Source organism: Amycolatopsis sp. NPDC041971 (assembly GCF_055588925.1).
In genome coordinates, this window is record NZ_JBVJCE010000012.1 from 89,793 (window position 1) to 105,749 (window position 15,957).

Sequence of the window (15,957 nt, forward strand, 5' to 3'; positions counted from 1 at the left end):
GGGAAAGAGAGAAGGAGAGCCATGGTCGGCACGGGCGAGTACCGGGCGGAGCCCGAGGCCATGCGCTCGGCGGTCGGGAACCTGGGCGGCATCATCATGCAGGGCATCAATGTCGTCGGCGACCTCGAACGCACCGTCCTGCAGCCGATGTCGTTCGCCACCTTCGGCAGCGCGGTGGCGGCGGCCAACACGGCGATGCAGAGCCAGCAGGTGGTGGCGGTCCGCACCCTCCTGCAACTGCTGCAGCAGATCAACGGCTTCATCAAGAACAGCGCCGACGCCTACCAGGCCGCCGACGAGGCGGTCGCGGGCGGCTACGGCGGGCGTCCGGGCGGCGGCACCGGATCGACCTCGTCGATCTGGGGGAACTCGCACGCCTCAGAACTGGCGACGCTGGCCATCAACGACAGCGCCGGCGGCGAGGGCGAGCCGTCTTCGGTCGGCAACGTGCTGCGCTACCTGGGGGACGCGCGGCTGGGGCAGCTCGGCGACCACCCGATCACCGACACGCGGTTCCACGGCGTCTCGGACTTCAACGACTGGCTGGCCGGTGACGCCGACAACCAGGCGCGGGTCGGGGTCATCGAGGTCTACGCCGGTACGGCGCGCAACTTCGGCGATGTTCCCGGCGGGGTGCACAGCGGTGACGTCGTCGTGGTCGAACCGCTCCTGTTCTCCGACCGCGAGCCGATCATCGCCATCGCCGGAGAAGGCGGGCTGCTCTACAACCACGGAATCGTCGAAGCGGACATCAACGGCCTGGCCAAGGTCAGTGTCTACCGCCCGGCTTCCGTCTGACTTCCGGCCTGAGGAGCGACCATGCTGACTTATCCGAATTCCAGCGCGATGGACGCAACGGCGTCCTCGGGCGGGCCGATCACCATCCTGCCGCAGATCCTCACCGGGCAGCCGGAGCAGATCGCCAAGCACGTGCTCGAGGTGCTCAAGAAGGCCAACGAGTTCCTCACCATGTACAACGAGGTGACGAAGGCCGCCGAACAGCTGGGCAAGATCTGGTCCGGCGCCGCGTCGGACTCCGCGCTGAAGAAGATCACCGACTCCCTGAACTCGCTGAACAAGATCATCCAGGTCGTGCAGAAGGGCGCCGAACTGCTCGGCATCGCCGGGACGCTGATCAAGACCGCCCAGGCCGCCTACAAAGCCGTGGTGTCGGCGGTGAACCCGACGGTCGCGGGCCTGATGTCGAATCCGTGGACCTACGGCGCCGCCGTCGCGCTTTCCACCGCCACCAGTGCTTCGCTGCGCGCGTTCATCACCGCGATCGGCGCACTGCTGAAGGCGCTCGGCGTGGTCGACCTCGCCAACCAGATCACCCAGATCGCCACCATCATCGGCGAGGTCCGGAAACTGTTCGGACACAACGACGCCGGGGACAACGGCGCCGCGGGCAACTCGGCGGTGTCGGGCACCCCGATCACCAATCCGCGGGCGCCGGGCTCGGTCGCCAGCGGTTCGGGGCAGGCAGCCGTCGGTGGTTCCGGGGGCGGTGCGGGCGGTGGTTCGACGCCGGGCGAGACGCCGCCGTTCACCCAGTACCGGCCGCCCGCGCTGGGTGGCAACGGTGCCCAGGGCAACTGGCCGGGCGGCGCGGACGCCTGGATCCCGGTGGACAGACCCTCCGGCGGTGGCTCGGGTACCAGCGGCTCCCTGCCGGGCGTAGGCAACGGGAACACGGTCACCATCACCACCGACCTGAGCACCGGGAAGTCCACCGTGCAGGCGCCGGGCGGGCAGGACATCGATATCGACATCGACATGAACTACGGCGGCAAGCACTTCGAGCAGCACATCGATATCGACGCGGGAGCCGACGCTGTAGCCGACTCGCCGGCCAAGGGCAGGTAGCCGTGTGGGGGAGCGGTGTGGTCGACGCTTCGGGCGTCGTCAGCTCGATCCTGTCGAATTACCGGCGGCTCGTGGTCGAGTACCAGCGGCGGGTCACCGGTGATCCCGCCGCGCTGAACGCGGCGAGCCAGCGATGCGGTGAGCGGGCGGCGACGGTCTCGGGCCGCGCGGAGGAGATCGGCAAGGCGGCCAAGGCGCTCAACGCGTCCTGGGAAGGAGACGCGTACACGGCGTTCTCCACCTCCGCCGCGAAACTGAGCCAGGAACTCGGCGAGCTCGGCACGAAACTGGGTGACCAGTCGAACCGGCTGCGGGGAGGCGCTCAGGCCCTGCGGGGTGCGAAGTCCTGTGTGGACTCTATCCTCGCCCAGTTCGACCAGTACGCGGCGCAGCTCACCAGTCAGGCGAGGACGGCGAACGCGAACGCGGTCAACGCGTTCATCTCCGCCGCCCGGCAGCTCGGCGAACGCGCCGCGCGGGCGGCACAGGAGATCGCCGACGAGCTGAGCGAGGAACTCGCGCGGCTGTTCCCGCCGGAGGGAACCGGCCGGATCGAGCACGAACTCGGCAAATGGGGCCGCGGCCCGTTGTACTGGCTCAACGGAGAAGCGCTCGACGGCCGCAAGCGTCCGCGCTCGCATCCTTCGTGGTTCGGCAATTCCGGCTGGAAAAAGCTCACCTGGGACGGTCTCGAAGGCACACGCGCCCCGCGCGCGGGTGACACCCCGTTCGGCAGGCCGAAGCCGGAAGGCCTGCGCGACAAGGCTTGGGGCAACACCGAGATCACCTACGCCAAGTGGAAGCAGGAGCAGGACGGTTTCACCCCGGGCTGGGACGCCAAGATCTCCTCACAGGGCTGGGACTTCAAAGCGTCCGGGCACGCCGAACTGGCCGCGTTCAAGGAAGAACTGGAACGCAAGGGTGAATGGGGCGTCGCTTCGGGCAGTGCCAAGGGGACGGCGTTCGTCGGCGGCGAGGTGAACGGCTCGCTCCAGGCGGGTGCGCACGGTGTCGGCGTGCACGCCAACGCCTTCGTCGGCGGCAAGATCGAAGGCGAACTCGCGGCGGACGTGGCAGGGGTGGGCGTCGGCGCGAGCGGCACCCTCCAATATGGACTCGGCGCGCAGCTCGACGGCCAGGCCGTCTACGACGCGGGACATCTCAAGGTCAACTTCAAAGCCGGTGTCGCGCTCGGTCTCGGCGCCGGGATCGGCGCGAAGATCGACATCGACCTGCCGAAGATCGCGGACACCGTCGGCGAGTACGGCGGCGCGGCCGTCGACGCGGTGAGCGGCGCGGCCGGCGAGGCGGCGGACGCCGTCGGCGAGGCCTGGGACGACGCGATCACCTACGTGGGCACGTGGTGACGGGGATGAGCACGGAGGAACGGGTTTCCCTCCCGCTCGGCTTCGACGTCCCGGACGGCTGGGTGCCGGTGGAGCCCGCGTCGGTCGGTGCCGAGGGCGCGGTCTTCGTCGCCGTGTACCGCGAACCGGGCGAAGAGTTCACCCCGAACATCACCCTGAGCGTCGGGCAACGGCCGGACCGGGCGCAGATCACCGACATCGCCGACGAGGCCGTCGAACGTCTCGGCCGGTCGATGGCCGCTCTCGAAGTGGTGCGGCGCAAGGTGATCGGCACTCCGGTAGCGCCGGGGGTGACGCAGGTGCTGCGCATCCGCACCGGCGAAGGACAGGATCTCGTACAGACGCAGGTGCTGCTGACCGTGCCGGGGGCGAGCCCGGCCGAGCGGCTGATCCTCGAGATCGCCTGCACCGCGACCCCCGAGGCGGCCCGCGGCCTCGGCGACGACTTCCGGCGGTTCGTGGGCAGCGTCCACGTCCGGCGGGATTTCACCGCAGATGAAGGAGAAGACTCGTGACCACCGACCCCTACGCCATGCCGGACATGGACGAGTTGCTGGACCAGGTCCGCAAGCAGACCGAAGAGGTGCAGCGCATCCAGCGTTCGGTCGAGGCGATGGAGGTCAAGGCGCACTCGCGGCAGAACGAAGTCACCGTGGTTCTGCGCGGAGACGGCCGCTTCACCTCGATCGACATCGACCCGCGCGCGCTGCGTCAGTACGACGCGCGCAACATTTCGGAGATCGTGCTGGAGGCGGTCAACAACGGGCTCCAGAAGCTGGCCGAGGCCAGCAGCGCCAAATTCGCGCCCGTCATCGAATCCGCCAAGTCGATCGAAGCATGACGGCCGCGATCGCGGGCTCCACCCGGCGCGTCACGGTGGTGACGCCGCGGGCGCGTGTCGACGTGGCGCTGCCGCAGCAGAGCACGTTCGCCGAACTCGTCCCGCAGCTCGTGCGGCTCGCGGGTGCTTCGGGACAGGCGTCGGCCGAGCATCCCGGCTGGGTGCTGTCCCGGCTCGGGGGAGCTCCGCTCGCGCTCGGGCTCACGGTCGCCGCGGCGCAGGTGCGCGACGGCGAAGTCCTCCATCTGACCCCGCGGGAACGCCCGCGGGGTCCGCTGCTGTTCGACGACGTCGTCGACTCGATCGCCAGCGTCGCCGAGTCGGGCACCGGCCGCTGGGGACCGGCGGTGGCGCGCAAGGCGGGCATCGTCGCGTCGGTGGTGCTGCTGCTCGCCGGTGGACTGCTGGTGCAGGCGGCGGCGTCCGGGAGTGTGCTGGCGCCGATCGGTACCGGGCTGCTCGCGCTGGTACTGGTCCTGGGCGGTGGCGCGCTGAGCCGCGCGTACGGCGACGCGGAGGCCGGAGCCGCCGGCGCACTCGCCGGCGTCGGCGCGGCACTGCTGGCGGGGATGTCGATCCTGCCACCGCATCCGCTGTTCTCACTGTCGGCCGGACCGCTGGCCGCCGGGCTCGCGGTCGTGACCGTGTACGGCGTGATCGCGGCCGTTTCGGTGGCGGACCGGCTGCCGTGGTTCGTCGCGGTGACCGTGTCGGCCGGGCTCGGCGCGATCACCACCGCCATCGTCCTGCTGGCCGACGTCCGCCCGGTTTCGGCGGCCGCCGTGGTCGCCGTCGTGGCGACGGCGCTGGCCGCGGTCGCGCCGATGATGGCGCTGCGGCTCGGCAGGCTGCCGCTGCCCCGGGTGCCCGACGACATGGACGCGTTCCGAGCCGACGAGGACCCCTCGCTCGGCGAGGACATGGTCGGCGGGACGACTTACGCGCAGGCGTTGCTGACCGGGCTGCTCGTCGCCCTCGGGCTCGTCGTGGTCGCGGCTTCGGTGGTCCTGTCGTCTTCCGGTGGCGCTTGGGAAGCGGGTTTGTGCGCGCTGCTGGGTCTGGCGCTGGTGTTGCGTTCGCGGGCCTTCGCCGGCCGCTCTCAGCGGGTCGTGCTCATCGGTTTCGGCGCGGCGGCCTTGGCGTCGGCCGGCTTCTGGCTCGCCGCGAGCGGGCCGCGTTCGTTCGTCTTCGCCGCGGGCTGTGCCGTCGTGGTCGCGGCGGGCGTCAGTCTCACCTACGCGACGCGGGTCGCGAAGGGGCGTCGTTCGCCTTACTGGGCACGGACTCTCGACATCGTCGAGTTTCTGGTGCTGCTCTCGCTGATCCCGTTCGTCGGCATGATCGCGGGCGTCTACGAGGCCGTGCGAGGCTGACTTCTCTCCTCCCGCGTTTCGTCCTCTGAATGCGGTAGTTGCCCAGCGCAAGTACCGCATCCAGAGGACGAAACGCGTTACGTCCGTGGAGGACTCCTTCCCTACCCTCAGAGAAGAAAGGAGTCCTCCACGAACTGTCCCCTCAGTTCTCCAGCGCCAGCGGCAGGGTCCGCCGGACCGCCGCCGCGTGCCGTCCGTGCAGTGGGATCACCGCGACCCCGCTCGGCCGCGCGATTTCCGCTCCCGGCCGTCCGCCGACCCGGATGGTCACTTCGGACTTCTCCCGCCCGCCAGGCGACCGGTGCAGCGTGTAGGAAGTCGCGGTGAACGCCGATCCGGGGACGTGAAGGTCCAGTGTCCGCGCGAGATCCCGCTCGGACCGTGGCCGGTAACAGACCTGCGACGAGCCGCCCCAGTCCCAGGAACGCCAGCCGTTCACCGGCGTGCCCTGGCCATGCCCGAGCGCGACGCGTAATTCTTCCGCCAGTTCACCGGCTTCGAGTACGGTGCTCTCGAATCCGGCTTCGGCCAGCGCTCCCATCAGTCTCAACGCCGCGCAGGCGGTGCTCCGCAGGGCGCCGAGTTCCCCGCCGCCACGGGCGAGCGCCGCGATCGGCGCGTCCTCGGGCCGGTACCGGACGGTGAGCCAGCGGACGCGGAGCACGGACTGTCCATTCGGGACGGTCCAGGTCAGCAGTTGCGCGCTGGACAAAGGAATCCCGGTGCTCGCGTAGGCCTCGCGCAGGATGCCGACGAGGGTGTCCGGCCCGGGTGACATGGCGCCGGGGGTGAGCCGCACGATGGCGCTCCAGCCGTCGCTGACCTCGGCGACGCCGAAGCGGTTGCCCGCGCGGTCGACGTGCTGGCGTACCCGGACGGGACCGGCGAGCCGGTGCAGCGGATCGGGGACCTCGTTCTTGTCACGGCGTTTCAGCCGGTACCCGGCCCAGGTGAGCAGCCAGCCCGCGAGATGACGTCCGGCGAAGCGGACTGACGTCGTCAGCACGAGAACGCCGGCGACGGCGGTGACGCTGATTCGCACGGCCTGGGGAATCCCGTCCACGGTGAAGACCAGCAGGATGGCGATCCCGGCGAGCTCCCAGAGCGCCGCCTGCAGCGGACGGATCGGCAGCAGCCAGGGCAGCGGCGCCCCTCCCGCGACACCGCGCGCTGGAGCCTGGTCCGGGACCGGGCGCGCCGGGGCTTCAACCGACAAGGAATTCCCCTCCTCCGTGCACGCGTCCGACGGTAGCCGCGCCCCGCGCGGGGGAGGGGCGTAAAAAATACCCTCACCGCGCACCGGGCCCAGACCTAACGTGAGCACCCTCGAACGGGTGGGTACGAGCGGCGGGGGACGGGAGCGTGTGGACGCAGCGGGACCAGATCCAGGCCTACCAATTCCTCCGCAGGAGACTGGTTTCGGCACTGGTCTCGGCTGACGCCAACCATCCGGTCGCCCCGAGCCGCAGGCTGGTCATCGGAACCCTCTGCGGTCTCGGCGTCGCGCTGCTGGTCACCGCGGTGTTCGGCGTGATCGGCCTGCTGAATCCCTCCGGCGGCAAGGACTGGCTGGCCGGCGGCAAGGTGATCGTCGAGGAGGGCACCGGCGCGCGCTACATCCTCGGTCAGGACGGCGCGCTGCACCCCGTGCTCAATTACGCATCCGCGCGGTTGATGGCGGGCGGCAACGGCGAGGCCACCGTGACCGTCCCGTCGGACAAGCTCGCGAAGGCGCCGCGCGGTTCGCAGGTCGGCATTCCCGGCGCGCCCGATTCGCTGCCCGCGACCGCCGCGCTGGTGAACACCCCGTGGACGAGCTGCTCGCGGACCACGCAAGACGCGCCCGCGTCGGCCGAACCGGAGACGACGGTGCTCCTCGGCGCGCCCGCCGCCGGGATCGACCTGCCGAGGGACCAAGCCCTCGTCGTCCGCGTTCCCGAGGGGGAGCGCTACCTCGTGACGGCGGGACGCCGCTACAAGCTCACTCCGGAAGCCGCCACGGCGCTGCAGTTCGACACCTATCCGGCGATCGCGGTGTCGTCCCGGTGGATCGGCACCGTCGCCGCCGGACGCGACCTGGCCTATCGCGCGGTCGAAGACGCCGGACGGCCGGGCCCGAACGTCGGCGGCACCGCGACGAAGATCGGTTCGGTGCTCGGCGTCGTCGACGCGATGGCGACACCGGGTGACGCGACGTCGTACTACCTCGTCCGCGCCGAAGGACTCGAGCCGATCGGCCAGACCGAGGCGAGCCTGCTGATCAACACACCGCAGAACGCGGACGCCTACACCGGTGTCCCGGCACCCGTCGCGGTGCGCGCGGCCGACGTCGCCACGGTGCCGAAGGTCGGCACGGCGAGGGCGGGCGGGGCCGATCCGGCGGAGTATCCGGACCGGATCCCGCGAAAAGCGCCCGTTACCGGACAGTCCGTGACGTTATGCGCGCAGGGTTCTCGAATCGTTATCGCCGCACAGGTCCCGTTGCCGCAAGGTGCGAAGGCGATCCCGGTGACGGCGCGGACGGACGCGTTGGTCGCCGACGCGGTTTTCGTGCCTCCGTCGGGAGGCGCGGTGGTGGCGGAATCCGGTTCCGGCACGGTCTACGTCGTGACGGACACGGGCCTGAAGTATCCGGTGGCGAGCACTGAGGCGCTCGCTTCCCTCGGATACGGCCAAGCCGAACGGCGACCGGTTCCGAATGGATTGCTGGCGCTGGTGCCACGTGGACCCGCGCTGGATCCGGCGCGGGCGGGCCGTGCGGTGTCCGCGGCAGGTGGGACGGGGTGAGCGGGAAACGTGCAGATGACTGAAGACAGGCCGGAGACCGACCGGGTCGACGTCGCGGTGATCGAAGACCATCCGTTGTACCGGCACGCCGTGGTCCGGGTCCTCACCGAGGCCGAAGGGATCGAACTGGGCGCGGTGGTCGATTCGGTCGCCCGGTTCCACGTCCATCCGCAGCCGCCCGGCAGTGTGGTGCTGCTCGACCTCGGTCTGCCGGGGATCGCCGGGGCGGCGGCCGTGCTCCAGGTGTGCGAACTGGGGCATCACGTGCTCGTGGTGTCCGCGCAGGCGGAGCCCGAGCAGGTGCTCGGCGCGATCGCCGCCGGCGCCAAGGGATTCCTGTCCAAGGACGTCGACGTCGACGAGCTGCTGATCGCGATCAGAACGGTCGCGCAGGGCCGTGCCTACGTTTCCGCGGTGGTGGCCGGAATGATCATCAAGGACAACGCCGACCGCCCCGTGCCTGCTCCGGACGTCGCGCTTTCCGCGCGCGAGAAGCAGGTCCTGCGGCTGGTCGCGGCGGGCGAACGCGACGTCGACATCGCCCGCATCCTGGGCATCGGAGTCCGGACGGTCCGCGGTTATCTGGACCGGATCCGTGACAAACTCGGAGAGAGAAGGCGGGCCGGTCTGGTCCGCAAGGCCATCCAGCTCGGGCTCGCGTCTCCGCCGGAGGTGCCCGGCCCGTCTCGGCCGGTCGTGCCCCGCGCCGACGCGGGCGGATTCGAAGGACGCCGGTGAACGCAGACGAGCAGCAGCCGAAACGCAACATCCCGATCAATGTCGGGGTGATCGAAGATCATCCGCTGTACCGGGACGCCGTCGCGCGTGTCCTCACCGAAGCGCCCGACATCGCGCTGGGTGCCGTGGCCGACTCCGTCGCGCGGTTCGCCGTCCAGGAGCAGGCTCCCGGCAGCGTCGTCGTCCTCGACCTCAAGCTGCGCGGTGTCCAGGACGCCGCCGCGGTACTCGAAGTCGGGCAGATGGGGCACAAAGTGCTCGTGGTGTCCGCGCACGCCGAACAGCCCGAGGTGCTGGGCGCGATGCAGGCCGGGGCGAAAGGCTTTTTGTCCAAGGACGTCGACGGTGACGAACTCCTCCGCGCCATCCGCACCATCGCCGACGACAACGCGTACGTGTCGCCGACGCTGGCCGGGATGATCATCCAGGACAGCGAGGATCGCCACGCCGGTCCCAAGATCGTCCTGTCCGAGCGGGAAAAGCAGGTCCTGCGGCTGGTCGCGGCCGGCGAGCGTGACGTCGACGTGGCGGAGATCCTGAACATCAGCGTGCGGACGGTGCGGTCCTACCTCGACCGGATCCGGGACAAGACCGGGGAACGGCGGCGGGCCGGGTTCGTGCGGGTGGCGATCCGGGAAGGGCTGCTGCGCTAGGCCATGCGTTCAGTCCTCTGGATGCGGTACTTGCCAAGCGCAACTACCGCGTCCAGAGGACTAAACGCGTGGGGCCGAGACCGAACACCGAGTTGCAGCACTCGGGGATGGGTGACTCGCCGACCAAGGCCGCGCTGGAAGAGTTGCCGGAGATCGTCGAGGCACACGTCATCGCCGGCCTGGCCTCGCTGCTGGTGAAGGTGCGCACGCCGACCACTGAGGAACTGCAGGCGTCACTGCGCAGGCTGTACGCCATCGAGGGCGTCACCGGGACGCAGACGATCGTCGTACTCGAATCCTTCTTCGAACGCTCCGTGAACGCTACAGACGCTAGAGGCGACGGTTCGCCAGAACGCCCGTCGCCGCCCGCGCCTTCCCGCTGACCGCGGGATCCAGGTCGACGACCACCAGTTCCGGCCCGGGGCCCAGCTGGGTGTGGACGCGGCCGAACCCGTCGGACACCGTGGAGTAGCCGATCCCGGTCGGCGCCTTCGGGTTCACCGGGGTCGAGGTCGTGGCAGGATCGGCCTGGCCGCAGCCGAGGACCCAGCAGCCGGAGTCGAGCGCGCGGGCGCGCACCAGCACCTCCCACTGCTCGCGTTTACCCTCGCCCGCGCCCCAGGAGGTCGGCACGAGGACGATGTCGGCGCCGTCGTCGGCCAGCTTCCGGAACAGTTCGGGGAAGCGGATGTCGTAACAGGTCGCGAGGCCGAACGTGACCCCGTCGACCTCGAAGGTGGCGGGCGCGGTCCCCGGGGCGACCGTGTCGGATTCGGCGAATCCGAAGGCGTCGTACAGATGGATCTTGTCGTAGCCGAAGTGCTGCCCGGCGCCGGTGACCAGCAGGGTGTTGCTCACGCGCCCGTCGGGTGACGGCGTGAACATGCCCGCGACGACCACCACGCCGTGCTCTTCGGCGATGGACGCCACTGTGGACGCCCATGGTCCGTCCAAAGGTTGCGCCACGGGTTCGAGCGGAATGCCGAAGCGCGCCATCGCCGCTTCGGGGAAGACCACGATCCGCGCGCCGTCGGCCGCCGCGGCCGTCACGCCTTCGCGAATCAGCTTCAGGTTCGTTTCGGGATCCTCGGCGGCCGTGAGCTGGCACAACCCGATTCGCGGCACGGAGGCCTCCCTCATCGTGGGATCGCTGGTCACCACCCCAGTGTGCCTGCTCGGGGCGATCGGGCCACCTCGTACCCTTGACCCATGCTGAACCGTACCGACCTGCGTGGACTCCTCCCGTCCGTTGCCGAGCTCAGGAGCACGCTCCCGCGTGCCGAGTACGACGTGGACGCGGCGCTGCATCACGTACGGCCGGTGGTCGAGGCCGTCCGCGATCGCGGCGTCGAGGCGGTTCTCGACTACACCGAGAAGTTCGACAAGGTCCGCCCCGGCGGCGTCCGCGTGGCCGCCGCGGAGCTCGCCAGCGCGCTCGAGAATCTGGACCCGGCGGTCCGCGAGGCGCTGGAGGAGTCGATCGTCCGCGCGCGGAAGGTCCACGGCGATCAGCGCCGTCAGGACGTCACGACCGAGGTCGTCGACGGTGGCACCGTCACCGAACGCTGGATCCCGGTGGAGCGCGTCGGGCTGTACGCGCCGGGCGGGCTCGCGGTGTACCCCTCGACCGTGGTGATGAACGTCGTCCCGGCGCAGATCGCCGGCGTCGGGACGCTCGTACTGTGCTCGCCGCCGCAGGCCGCGTTCGGCGGGCTCCCGCACCCGACGATCCTGGCCGCCGCCGAACTGCTCGGCGTCGACGAGGTGTGGGCCGTCGGCGGCGCGCAGGCCGTCGCGCTGCTCGCGTACGGCGGCATCGACACCGACGGCACGACGCTGGAGCCGGTCGACATCGTCACCGGGCCGGGCAACATCTACCTCACCGCGGCCAAGCGGCTGCTGCGCGGCATCATCGGCATCGACTCCGAGGCGGGCCCGACCGAGATCGCGATCCTCGCCGACGAGACCGCCGACCCGGTGCACGTCGCCGCCGACCTGATCAGCCAGGCCGAGCACGATCCGCTCGCCGCGAGCGTGCTGGTCACCACGTCCGAAGAGCTCGCGGACGCCGTCGACAAGGAACTGACCGGCCGCGTGGCCGCGACCAAGCACTCCGAGCGGGTGACGGAGGCCTTGAGCGGCAAGCAGTCCGGCATCATCCTCGTGTCCACCATGGACGACGGAATCCGCGTCGTCGACGCCTATGCCGCGGAACACCTGGAGATCCAGACCGCGGACGCGCGTTCGGTGGCGGCCCGTGTGCGCAACGCGGGCGCGATCTTCGTCGGCGCGTACGCGCCCGTCTCGCTCGGCGACTACTGCGCCGGGTCGAACCACGTCCTGCCCACCGGCGGGTTCGCGCGGCACTCGTCCGGCCTTTCGGTGCAGAGCTTCCTCAAGGGCGTGCACGTCGTCGACTACAGCCAGGACGCGCTGCGCGAGATCGCCGGCCGCGTCGTCGCGCTGGCCAACGCCGAGGATCTGCCCGCGCACGGCGAGGCCATCACGGCGCGGTTCGAGGGGGAACGGGGATGAGCATCGGCGAGGAGATCACGCTCGACGCGCTCCCGCTGCGGGAGGATCTGCGGGGAAAGACCCCGTACGGCGCCCCGCAGCTCGACGTGCCGATCCGGCTCAACACCAACGAAAACCCGTACCCGCCGCCGGACGCGCTGGTGGCCGACGTCGCCGAGGCCGTCCGCGCCGAAGCCGCTTCGCTGCACCGCTATCCGGATCGCGACGCCGTCGCGCTGCGCCAGGACCTCGCGGACTATCTCGCGGTGTCCACCGGCGTGCTGGTGTCGGAGTCGAACGTGTGGGCCGCCAACGGGTCCAACGAGATCCTGCAGCAGATCCTGCAGGCCTTCGGCGGCCCCGGCCGCTCGGCGCTGGGCTTCGAGCCGTCGTACTCGATGCACCCGATCATCTCGGCGGGCACCCGCACCGACTGGCTGCCGGTGCCGCGCCGCGACGATTTCACCCTCGATACCGAGAAGGCGGCCGCGCTGGTGCGCGAACGCCGTCCGGACATCGTCTTCGTGACCAGCCCGAACAATCCGACCGGCGGGTCGATCCCGTTCGGCGAGCTGCGCGGGCTGCTCGAAGCGGCGCCGGGCATCGTGGTGGTCGACGAGGCGTACGCGGAGTTCTCGTCGCAGCCGAGCGCCATCGAGCTTCTCGAGGAGTACCCGGCGAAGCTGATCGTGTCGCGCACGATGAGCAAGGCGTTCGCCTTCGCGGGCGGGCGGCTCGGGTATCTCGCGGCCGCGCCCGCGATCGTCGACGCGCTGCAATTGGTGCGGCTGCCGTACCACCTCTCGAAGCTCACGCAGGCCGCCGCACGGGCCGCGTTGCGGCACGCGGACGCCACCCTCGCCTCGGTCGCCAAACTCGCGGCCGAACGCGACCGAGTGGTGGAAGCGTTGCTGGGCTTGGGATTCACGCCGGTCCCGAGCGACGCGAACTTCGTCCTCTTCGGACGGTTCGCGGACGCGCCCGCCACCTGGAAGTCCTATTTGGACAACGGCGTGCTGATCAGGGACGTCGGCGTCGAAGGGCACTTGCGGGTGACCATCGGGACGCCGGAAGAGAACGACGCCTTTCTCGAGGCCAGCAAGGAGGTGCCGCGATGAGCCGCGTCGGCAAGGTGGATCGCACCACCAGGGAATCGTCCATTTCGGTCCAGCTCGACCTGGACGGCACGGGACAGGTGGAGATCGACACCGGTGTCCCGTTCTACGACCACATGCTCACCGCGTTCGGCGTGCACGGCTCGCTCGACCTCGAAGTGCGGGCGACCGGCGACGTGCACATCGACGCGCACCACACCGTCGAGGACACCGCGATCGTGCTCGGCCAGGCGCTGCGGCAGGCGCTCGGCGACAAGAGCGGCATCCGCCGGTTCGGCGACGCGTGGATCCCGATGGACGAAACCCTCGCGCACGCCGCGATCGACGTCTCCGGGCGCCCGTATTGCGTGCACCTCGGCGAGCCGGAGCAGTTCAACAGCTTCACCATCGGCGGGAACTACCCGTTCGTGTTGACGCGGCACGTGTTCGACTCGCTGTCGTTCCACGCGCAGATCGCGCTGCACGTACGGGTGCTGCACGGCCGCGACCCGCATCACATCGCGGAGGCCCAGTACAAGGCCGTCGCGCGTGCGCTGCGTGCCGCCACCGAGCCGGACCCGCGGGCGGGCGGCATCCCGTCGACCAAGGGCGTCCTCTAGCCCCCGCGTTCAGTCCTCTGGATGCGTTCCTTGCGTGTGCAACTACCGCATCCAGAGGACGAAATGCGTTAGGTCTTCAGGGGGCCGGCGGGTTTGTAGGTGTGGAGGGTGACGCCGGACGGCGTTGTCGTCGTGCCGGCGAACTCCAAGGACTGTGCCGGGGTTCCGTCCGCGAAGAAACGCTTGCCCATACCCAGAAGGATCGGGTAGACGGCCAGCACGACCTCGTCTGTGAGCCCGTGTTCGAGCAGTGTCGAGGTCAGCGTGGAGCTGCCCGAGAGGACGAGGTCCGGGCCGTTCCGCGCCTTGACGCGGCGGACGTCCGTGGCGATGTCCGGGCCGAGACCTTCGAACGGGCCCCATTCGAGGCTTTCCGGCCGATGGGTGACGACATACTTCTTCGCCGCCTTGAGCCGGTCGGCGAGCGGATCGCTCGGCGCCGTCGGCCAGTACTCCGACCAGAGGTCATAGGTGCGACGGCCGAGCAGCAAGTCGAAGCCTTCACCGTGCGCGGCCGTGATGGCTTCCCGGCCTTCGGGCGTCCGATAGGGCATGTTCCAGCCGCTGTAAGGGAAATCGGTCTCATCGGCGGAGTGCTGCAGCACGCCGTCGAGCGAGATGTGTTCGATGATCTTGAGTTTTCTCATGGGGTTTCCGTCCTCAGAAGTGCGTCGAGTTGGGGCATCGCCGCGCGGAACCCCGCTTCCATCCCCGGGATCGTGTTCTCCAGGGCTTCGACGCTTGAGAACCGGGTCACGTGGGTCAGTCGTGACCCCGTCGCTGTCGTCTCGAAGGCGAACGTCATCGAGGACGGCATGTTCTCGTCCGCGGCGTTGTCTTCACCGTCCTCCGCCTCGAACGAGTCGATGGGGTTCACCGCGGTGAACTTCCACGAGTCGGCCCATTTCTCCCCGTTCGGCCCGGACAGGAAGTACTCGGCGCGCCCGCCGACCCTGAAGTCGTGATGGGTGAAGGTGGCGGGTGCGAAAGGCGGTCCCCAAAAGCGCTCGAGTTGCCGTGGATCGGCCCAGGCCTCCCAAAGGCGTTTTCGCGGAACGGGGAAGTCCGCCACGACGGTGAGGCTGAGCTTTTCGTGATCTTTGGTGACCGAGGTGATCGGCATCGTCAGTTTCCTTCCCGCAGCACATCGTCGAGTTGCGCCACCCGTTGGCGCCAAAGGATTTCGTAGGAGTCGAGGAGTTCACCGGCGCGCTGGAGCCGCGCGCGGTCGGTCGAGACCAGTTGCTCACGACCGTTGGCACGTTTCCGCACGAGCCCCGCGCGCTCTAGCACGGCGACGTGCTTCTGCACTGCGGCGAAGCTCATCGTGTAGTGCGCGGCGAGATCGGACACCGACGGCGCCTCCGCGATCGCCCGCGCCAGGATGTCGCGGCGCGTGCCGTCGGCCAAGGCGCGGAAGAGCTGGTTGAGCGACTCCTCGCTCTCCTCTCGAAGTGCAACCATGTGGTTGTACGTTAGCCGCGTCCGGTCACGAAGACAAGGCCCGGGCCCGGCGGTGTCGGGATGGTGGATGTGTGGCAGGGTGGCGGGCGTGAGTAACACGACCATCGCTGTGCTGCTGTTCGCGCTCGGCGGCTTCCTGATCGGCGGCGTCTACGCGACCTGGAAGAGCGTCAAGTTCCTGGCCGTCGTGCTGGGGATCGGCGCGCTGCTGGCCATCGGTGGCGCCATCGCTTGGCTCGTCTGAGCGCCGCCTGGTAAATCGGCTGCGCGCCGCGACGACGACGAGCAGGCTTACCGGCATGTCCGGAAACCCGCGCTCGATCGTCGAGGTCGTCCGGCTCCAGAGTCGCTGGGAGGACGAGCGCTACGGCATCGTCCTCGACGGAACGATCGCGAAGTTCGTCCGGCATCCGGACCTGCGCGACTTCCCGCTCGGCACCAAGAACCGCGTGCTGGCCGAGGCCAGTCCGCTGGACGCCGTCTGGGGGATCGGACTCGCCGCCGACCATCCGCACGTCGAAAACGCGGAATGCCGGCGCGGCCTGAACCTGCTCGGCTTCGCGCTGGAAGAGGCCCGCGCGGCGCTCGCCTGAGTACGTGAAGGCCCCCTTCACCGCGTCTAGCGCAATGAAGAGGGCCT

Annotated in this window: 20 protein-coding genes; 15 read left to right on the forward strand and 5 right to left on the reverse strand. The window is 69.7% G+C overall.

The genetic code is table 11. The features are described 5' to 3' along the window. Window positions 1-21 precede the first annotated feature (21 nt). Genes ACZ6DT_RS23345 through eccD form a run of 6 tightly spaced genes read left to right on the forward strand, consistent with a single transcriptional unit; the run spans window position 22 to window position 5,447 of the window. Window positions 22-798, forward strand: coding sequence for a WXG100 family type VII secretion target (locus ACZ6DT_RS23345; protein WP_465598804.1), 777 nt, complete (start codon window positions 22-24; stop codon window positions 796-798). A 21-nt stretch (window positions 799-819) separates the two neighbouring features. Further along, the gene (locus ACZ6DT_RS23350) at window positions 820-1,866 is read left to right on the forward strand and encodes a hypothetical protein (protein WP_465598806.1); all 1,047 of its coding nucleotides are present in this window, start codon (window positions 820-822) and stop codon (window positions 1,864-1,866) included. Between the two features lie 17 nt (window positions 1,867-1,883). Continuing rightward, window positions 1,884-3,233, forward strand: a complete 1,350-nt coding sequence (locus tag ACZ6DT_RS23355) for a WXG100 family type VII secretion target (protein WP_465598808.1) — start codon at window positions 1,884-1,886, stop codon at window positions 3,231-3,233. Between the two features lie 5 nt (window positions 3,234-3,238). Then, window positions 3,239-3,748, forward strand: a complete 510-nt coding sequence (locus ACZ6DT_RS23360; protein ID WP_465598810.1) for a hypothetical protein — start codon at window positions 3,239-3,241, stop codon at window positions 3,746-3,748. Next, a complete protein-coding gene (locus ACZ6DT_RS23365) occupies window positions 3,745-4,074 on the forward strand; it encodes a YbaB/EbfC family nucleoid-associated protein (RefSeq protein ID WP_005155307.1) in 330 nt (109 codons plus the stop codon). The genes ACZ6DT_RS23360 and ACZ6DT_RS23365 overlap by 4 nt, the downstream gene beginning before the upstream one ends. Further along, complete coding sequence (gene eccD / locus ACZ6DT_RS23370) at window positions 4,071-5,447, forward strand: type VII secretion integral membrane protein EccD (protein WP_465598812.1); 1,377 nt, start codon at window positions 4,071-4,073, stop codon at window positions 5,445-5,447. Before ACZ6DT_RS23365 ends, eccD begins: the two co-directional genes overlap by 4 nt. 142 nt (window positions 5,448-5,589) lie before the next feature. On the opposite strand, the gene ACZ6DT_RS23375 is transcribed toward eccD, so the two are convergent. After that, window positions 5,590-6,663: a type VII secretion protein EccE gene (locus ACZ6DT_RS23375; RefSeq protein ID WP_465598814.1), complete on the reverse strand. Its 1,074-nt coding sequence runs from the start codon at window positions 6,661-6,663 to the stop codon at window positions 5,590-5,592. A gap of 146 nt (window positions 6,664-6,809) precedes the next feature. On the opposite strand from ACZ6DT_RS23375, the gene eccB reads away from it, so the two are divergent. The 4 genes from eccB to ACZ6DT_RS23395 all read left to right on the forward strand — a co-directional run bounded on the left by eccB (window position 6,810) and on the right by ACZ6DT_RS23395 (window position 10,008). Then, a complete protein-coding gene (eccB, locus tag ACZ6DT_RS23380; protein ID WP_465598816.1) occupies window positions 6,810-8,234 on the forward strand; it encodes a type VII secretion protein EccB in 1,425 nt (474 codons plus the stop codon). A gap of 15 nt (window positions 8,235-8,249) precedes the next feature. Beyond that, complete coding sequence (locus ACZ6DT_RS23385) at window positions 8,250-8,972, forward strand: response regulator transcription factor (protein WP_233611672.1); 723 nt, start codon at window positions 8,250-8,252, stop codon at window positions 8,970-8,972. Further along, window positions 8,969-9,625 carry a response regulator gene (locus ACZ6DT_RS23390; protein WP_465598818.1) on the forward strand — a complete coding sequence of 219 codons (657 nt, stop codon included), beginning with the start codon at window positions 8,969-8,971 and terminating at the stop codon, window positions 9,623-9,625. The genes ACZ6DT_RS23385 and ACZ6DT_RS23390 overlap by 4 nt, the downstream gene beginning before the upstream one ends. Before the next feature lie 68 nt (window positions 9,626-9,693). Continuing rightward, window positions 9,694-10,008: an Lrp/AsnC ligand binding domain-containing protein gene (locus ACZ6DT_RS23395; protein WP_465598820.1), complete on the forward strand. Its 315-nt coding sequence runs from the start codon at window positions 9,694-9,696 to the stop codon at window positions 10,006-10,008. Here the strand turns inward: ACZ6DT_RS23395 and ACZ6DT_RS23400 are convergent. Further along, a complete protein-coding gene (locus ACZ6DT_RS23400) occupies window positions 9,956-10,750 on the reverse strand; it encodes a carbon-nitrogen hydrolase family protein (protein ID WP_465599165.1) in 795 nt (264 codons plus the stop codon). The two genes, ACZ6DT_RS23395 and ACZ6DT_RS23400, sit on opposite strands and share 53 nt — an antisense overlap. Window positions 10,751-10,834: 84 nt before the next feature. On the opposite strand from ACZ6DT_RS23400, the gene hisD reads away from it, so the two are divergent. From hisD to hisB, 3 genes are read left to right on the forward strand one after another with little or no spacing between them, the layout of a single operon-like run. Beyond that, complete coding sequence (gene hisD / locus ACZ6DT_RS23405; protein WP_465598822.1) at window positions 10,835-12,160, forward strand: histidinol dehydrogenase; 1,326 nt, start codon at window positions 10,835-10,837, stop codon at window positions 12,158-12,160. Next, a complete protein-coding gene (locus ACZ6DT_RS23410; RefSeq protein WP_465598824.1) occupies window positions 12,157-13,257 on the forward strand; it encodes a histidinol-phosphate transaminase in 1,101 nt (366 codons plus the stop codon). The genes hisD and ACZ6DT_RS23410 overlap by 4 nt, the downstream gene beginning before the upstream one ends. Further along, window positions 13,254-13,853: an imidazoleglycerol-phosphate dehydratase HisB gene (hisB, locus tag ACZ6DT_RS23415; protein ID WP_465598826.1), complete on the forward strand. Its 600-nt coding sequence runs from the start codon at window positions 13,254-13,256 to the stop codon at window positions 13,851-13,853. Before ACZ6DT_RS23410 ends, hisB begins: the two co-directional genes overlap by 4 nt. Before the next feature lie 68 nt (window positions 13,854-13,921). Here hisB and ACZ6DT_RS23420 read toward each other — a convergent pair whose 3' ends face one another. From ACZ6DT_RS23420 to ACZ6DT_RS23430, 3 genes are read right to left on the reverse strand one after another with little or no spacing between them, the layout of a single operon-like run. Beyond that, the gene (locus ACZ6DT_RS23420) at window positions 13,922-14,500 is read right to left on the reverse strand and encodes a dihydrofolate reductase family protein (protein WP_465598827.1); all 579 of its coding nucleotides are present in this window, start codon (window positions 14,498-14,500) and stop codon (window positions 13,922-13,924) included. Beyond that, on the reverse strand, window positions 14,497-14,976 hold the full coding sequence (locus tag ACZ6DT_RS23425) for an SRPBCC family protein (RefSeq protein WP_465598829.1): 480 nt from the start codon (window positions 14,974-14,976) through the stop codon (window positions 14,497-14,499). Before ACZ6DT_RS23425 ends, ACZ6DT_RS23420 begins: the two co-directional genes overlap by 4 nt. Before the next feature lie 2 nt (window positions 14,977-14,978). Further along, complete coding sequence (locus ACZ6DT_RS23430) at window positions 14,979-15,317, reverse strand: ArsR/SmtB family transcription factor (protein ID WP_465598831.1); 339 nt, start codon at window positions 15,315-15,317, stop codon at window positions 14,979-14,981. Window positions 15,318-15,405: 88 nt separating this feature from the next. Here ACZ6DT_RS23430 and ACZ6DT_RS23435 point away from each other — a divergent pair, with 88 nt between their 5' ends. Next, window positions 15,406-15,561 carry a hypothetical protein gene (locus tag ACZ6DT_RS23435; protein WP_465598833.1) on the forward strand — a complete coding sequence of 52 codons (156 nt, stop codon included), beginning with the start codon at window positions 15,406-15,408 and terminating at the stop codon, window positions 15,559-15,561. Next, complete coding sequence (locus ACZ6DT_RS23440) at window positions 15,536-15,910, forward strand: NADAR domain-containing protein (protein WP_465598835.1); 375 nt, start codon at window positions 15,536-15,538, stop codon at window positions 15,908-15,910. The genes ACZ6DT_RS23435 and ACZ6DT_RS23440 overlap by 26 nt, the downstream gene beginning before the upstream one ends. Window positions 15,911-15,957: the final 47 nt, after the last annotated feature.

Coding starts and splice junctions, on each gene's coding strand:
- ACZ6DT_RS23345 (WP_465598804.1), top strand. CDS start 22: ATGGTCGGCACGGGCGAGTACCGGGCGGAGCCCGAGGCCATGCGCTCG.
- ACZ6DT_RS23350 (WP_465598806.1), top strand. CDS start 820: ATGCTGACTTATCCGAATTCCAGCGCGATGGACGCAACGGCGTCCTCG.
- ACZ6DT_RS23360 (WP_465598810.1), top strand. CDS start 3,239: ATGAGCACGGAGGAACGGGTTTCCCTCCCGCTCGGCTTCGACGTCCCG.
- eccD (WP_465598812.1), top strand. CDS start 4,071: ATGACGGCCGCGATCGCGGGCTCCACCCGGCGCGTCACGGTGGTGACG.
- ACZ6DT_RS23385 (WP_233611672.1), top strand. CDS start 8,250: ATGACTGAAGACAGGCCGGAGACCGACCGGGTCGACGTCGCGGTGATC.
- hisD (WP_465598822.1), top strand. CDS start 10,835: ATGCTGAACCGTACCGACCTGCGTGGACTCCTCCCGTCCGTTGCCGAG.
- ACZ6DT_RS23410 (WP_465598824.1), top strand. CDS start 12,157: ATGAGCATCGGCGAGGAGATCACGCTCGACGCGCTCCCGCTGCGGGAG.
- hisB (WP_465598826.1), top strand. CDS start 13,254: ATGAGCCGCGTCGGCAAGGTGGATCGCACCACCAGGGAATCGTCCATT.
- ACZ6DT_RS23420 (WP_465598827.1), bottom strand. CDS start 14,500: ATGAGAAAACTCAAGATCATCGAACACATCTCGCTCGACGGCGTGCTG.
- ACZ6DT_RS23425 (WP_465598829.1), bottom strand. CDS start 14,976: ATGCCGATCACCTCGGTCACCAAAGATCACGAAAAGCTCAGCCTCACC.
- ACZ6DT_RS23430 (WP_465598831.1), bottom strand. CDS start 15,317: ATGGTTGCACTTCGAGAGGAGAGCGAGGAGTCGCTCAACCAGCTCTTC.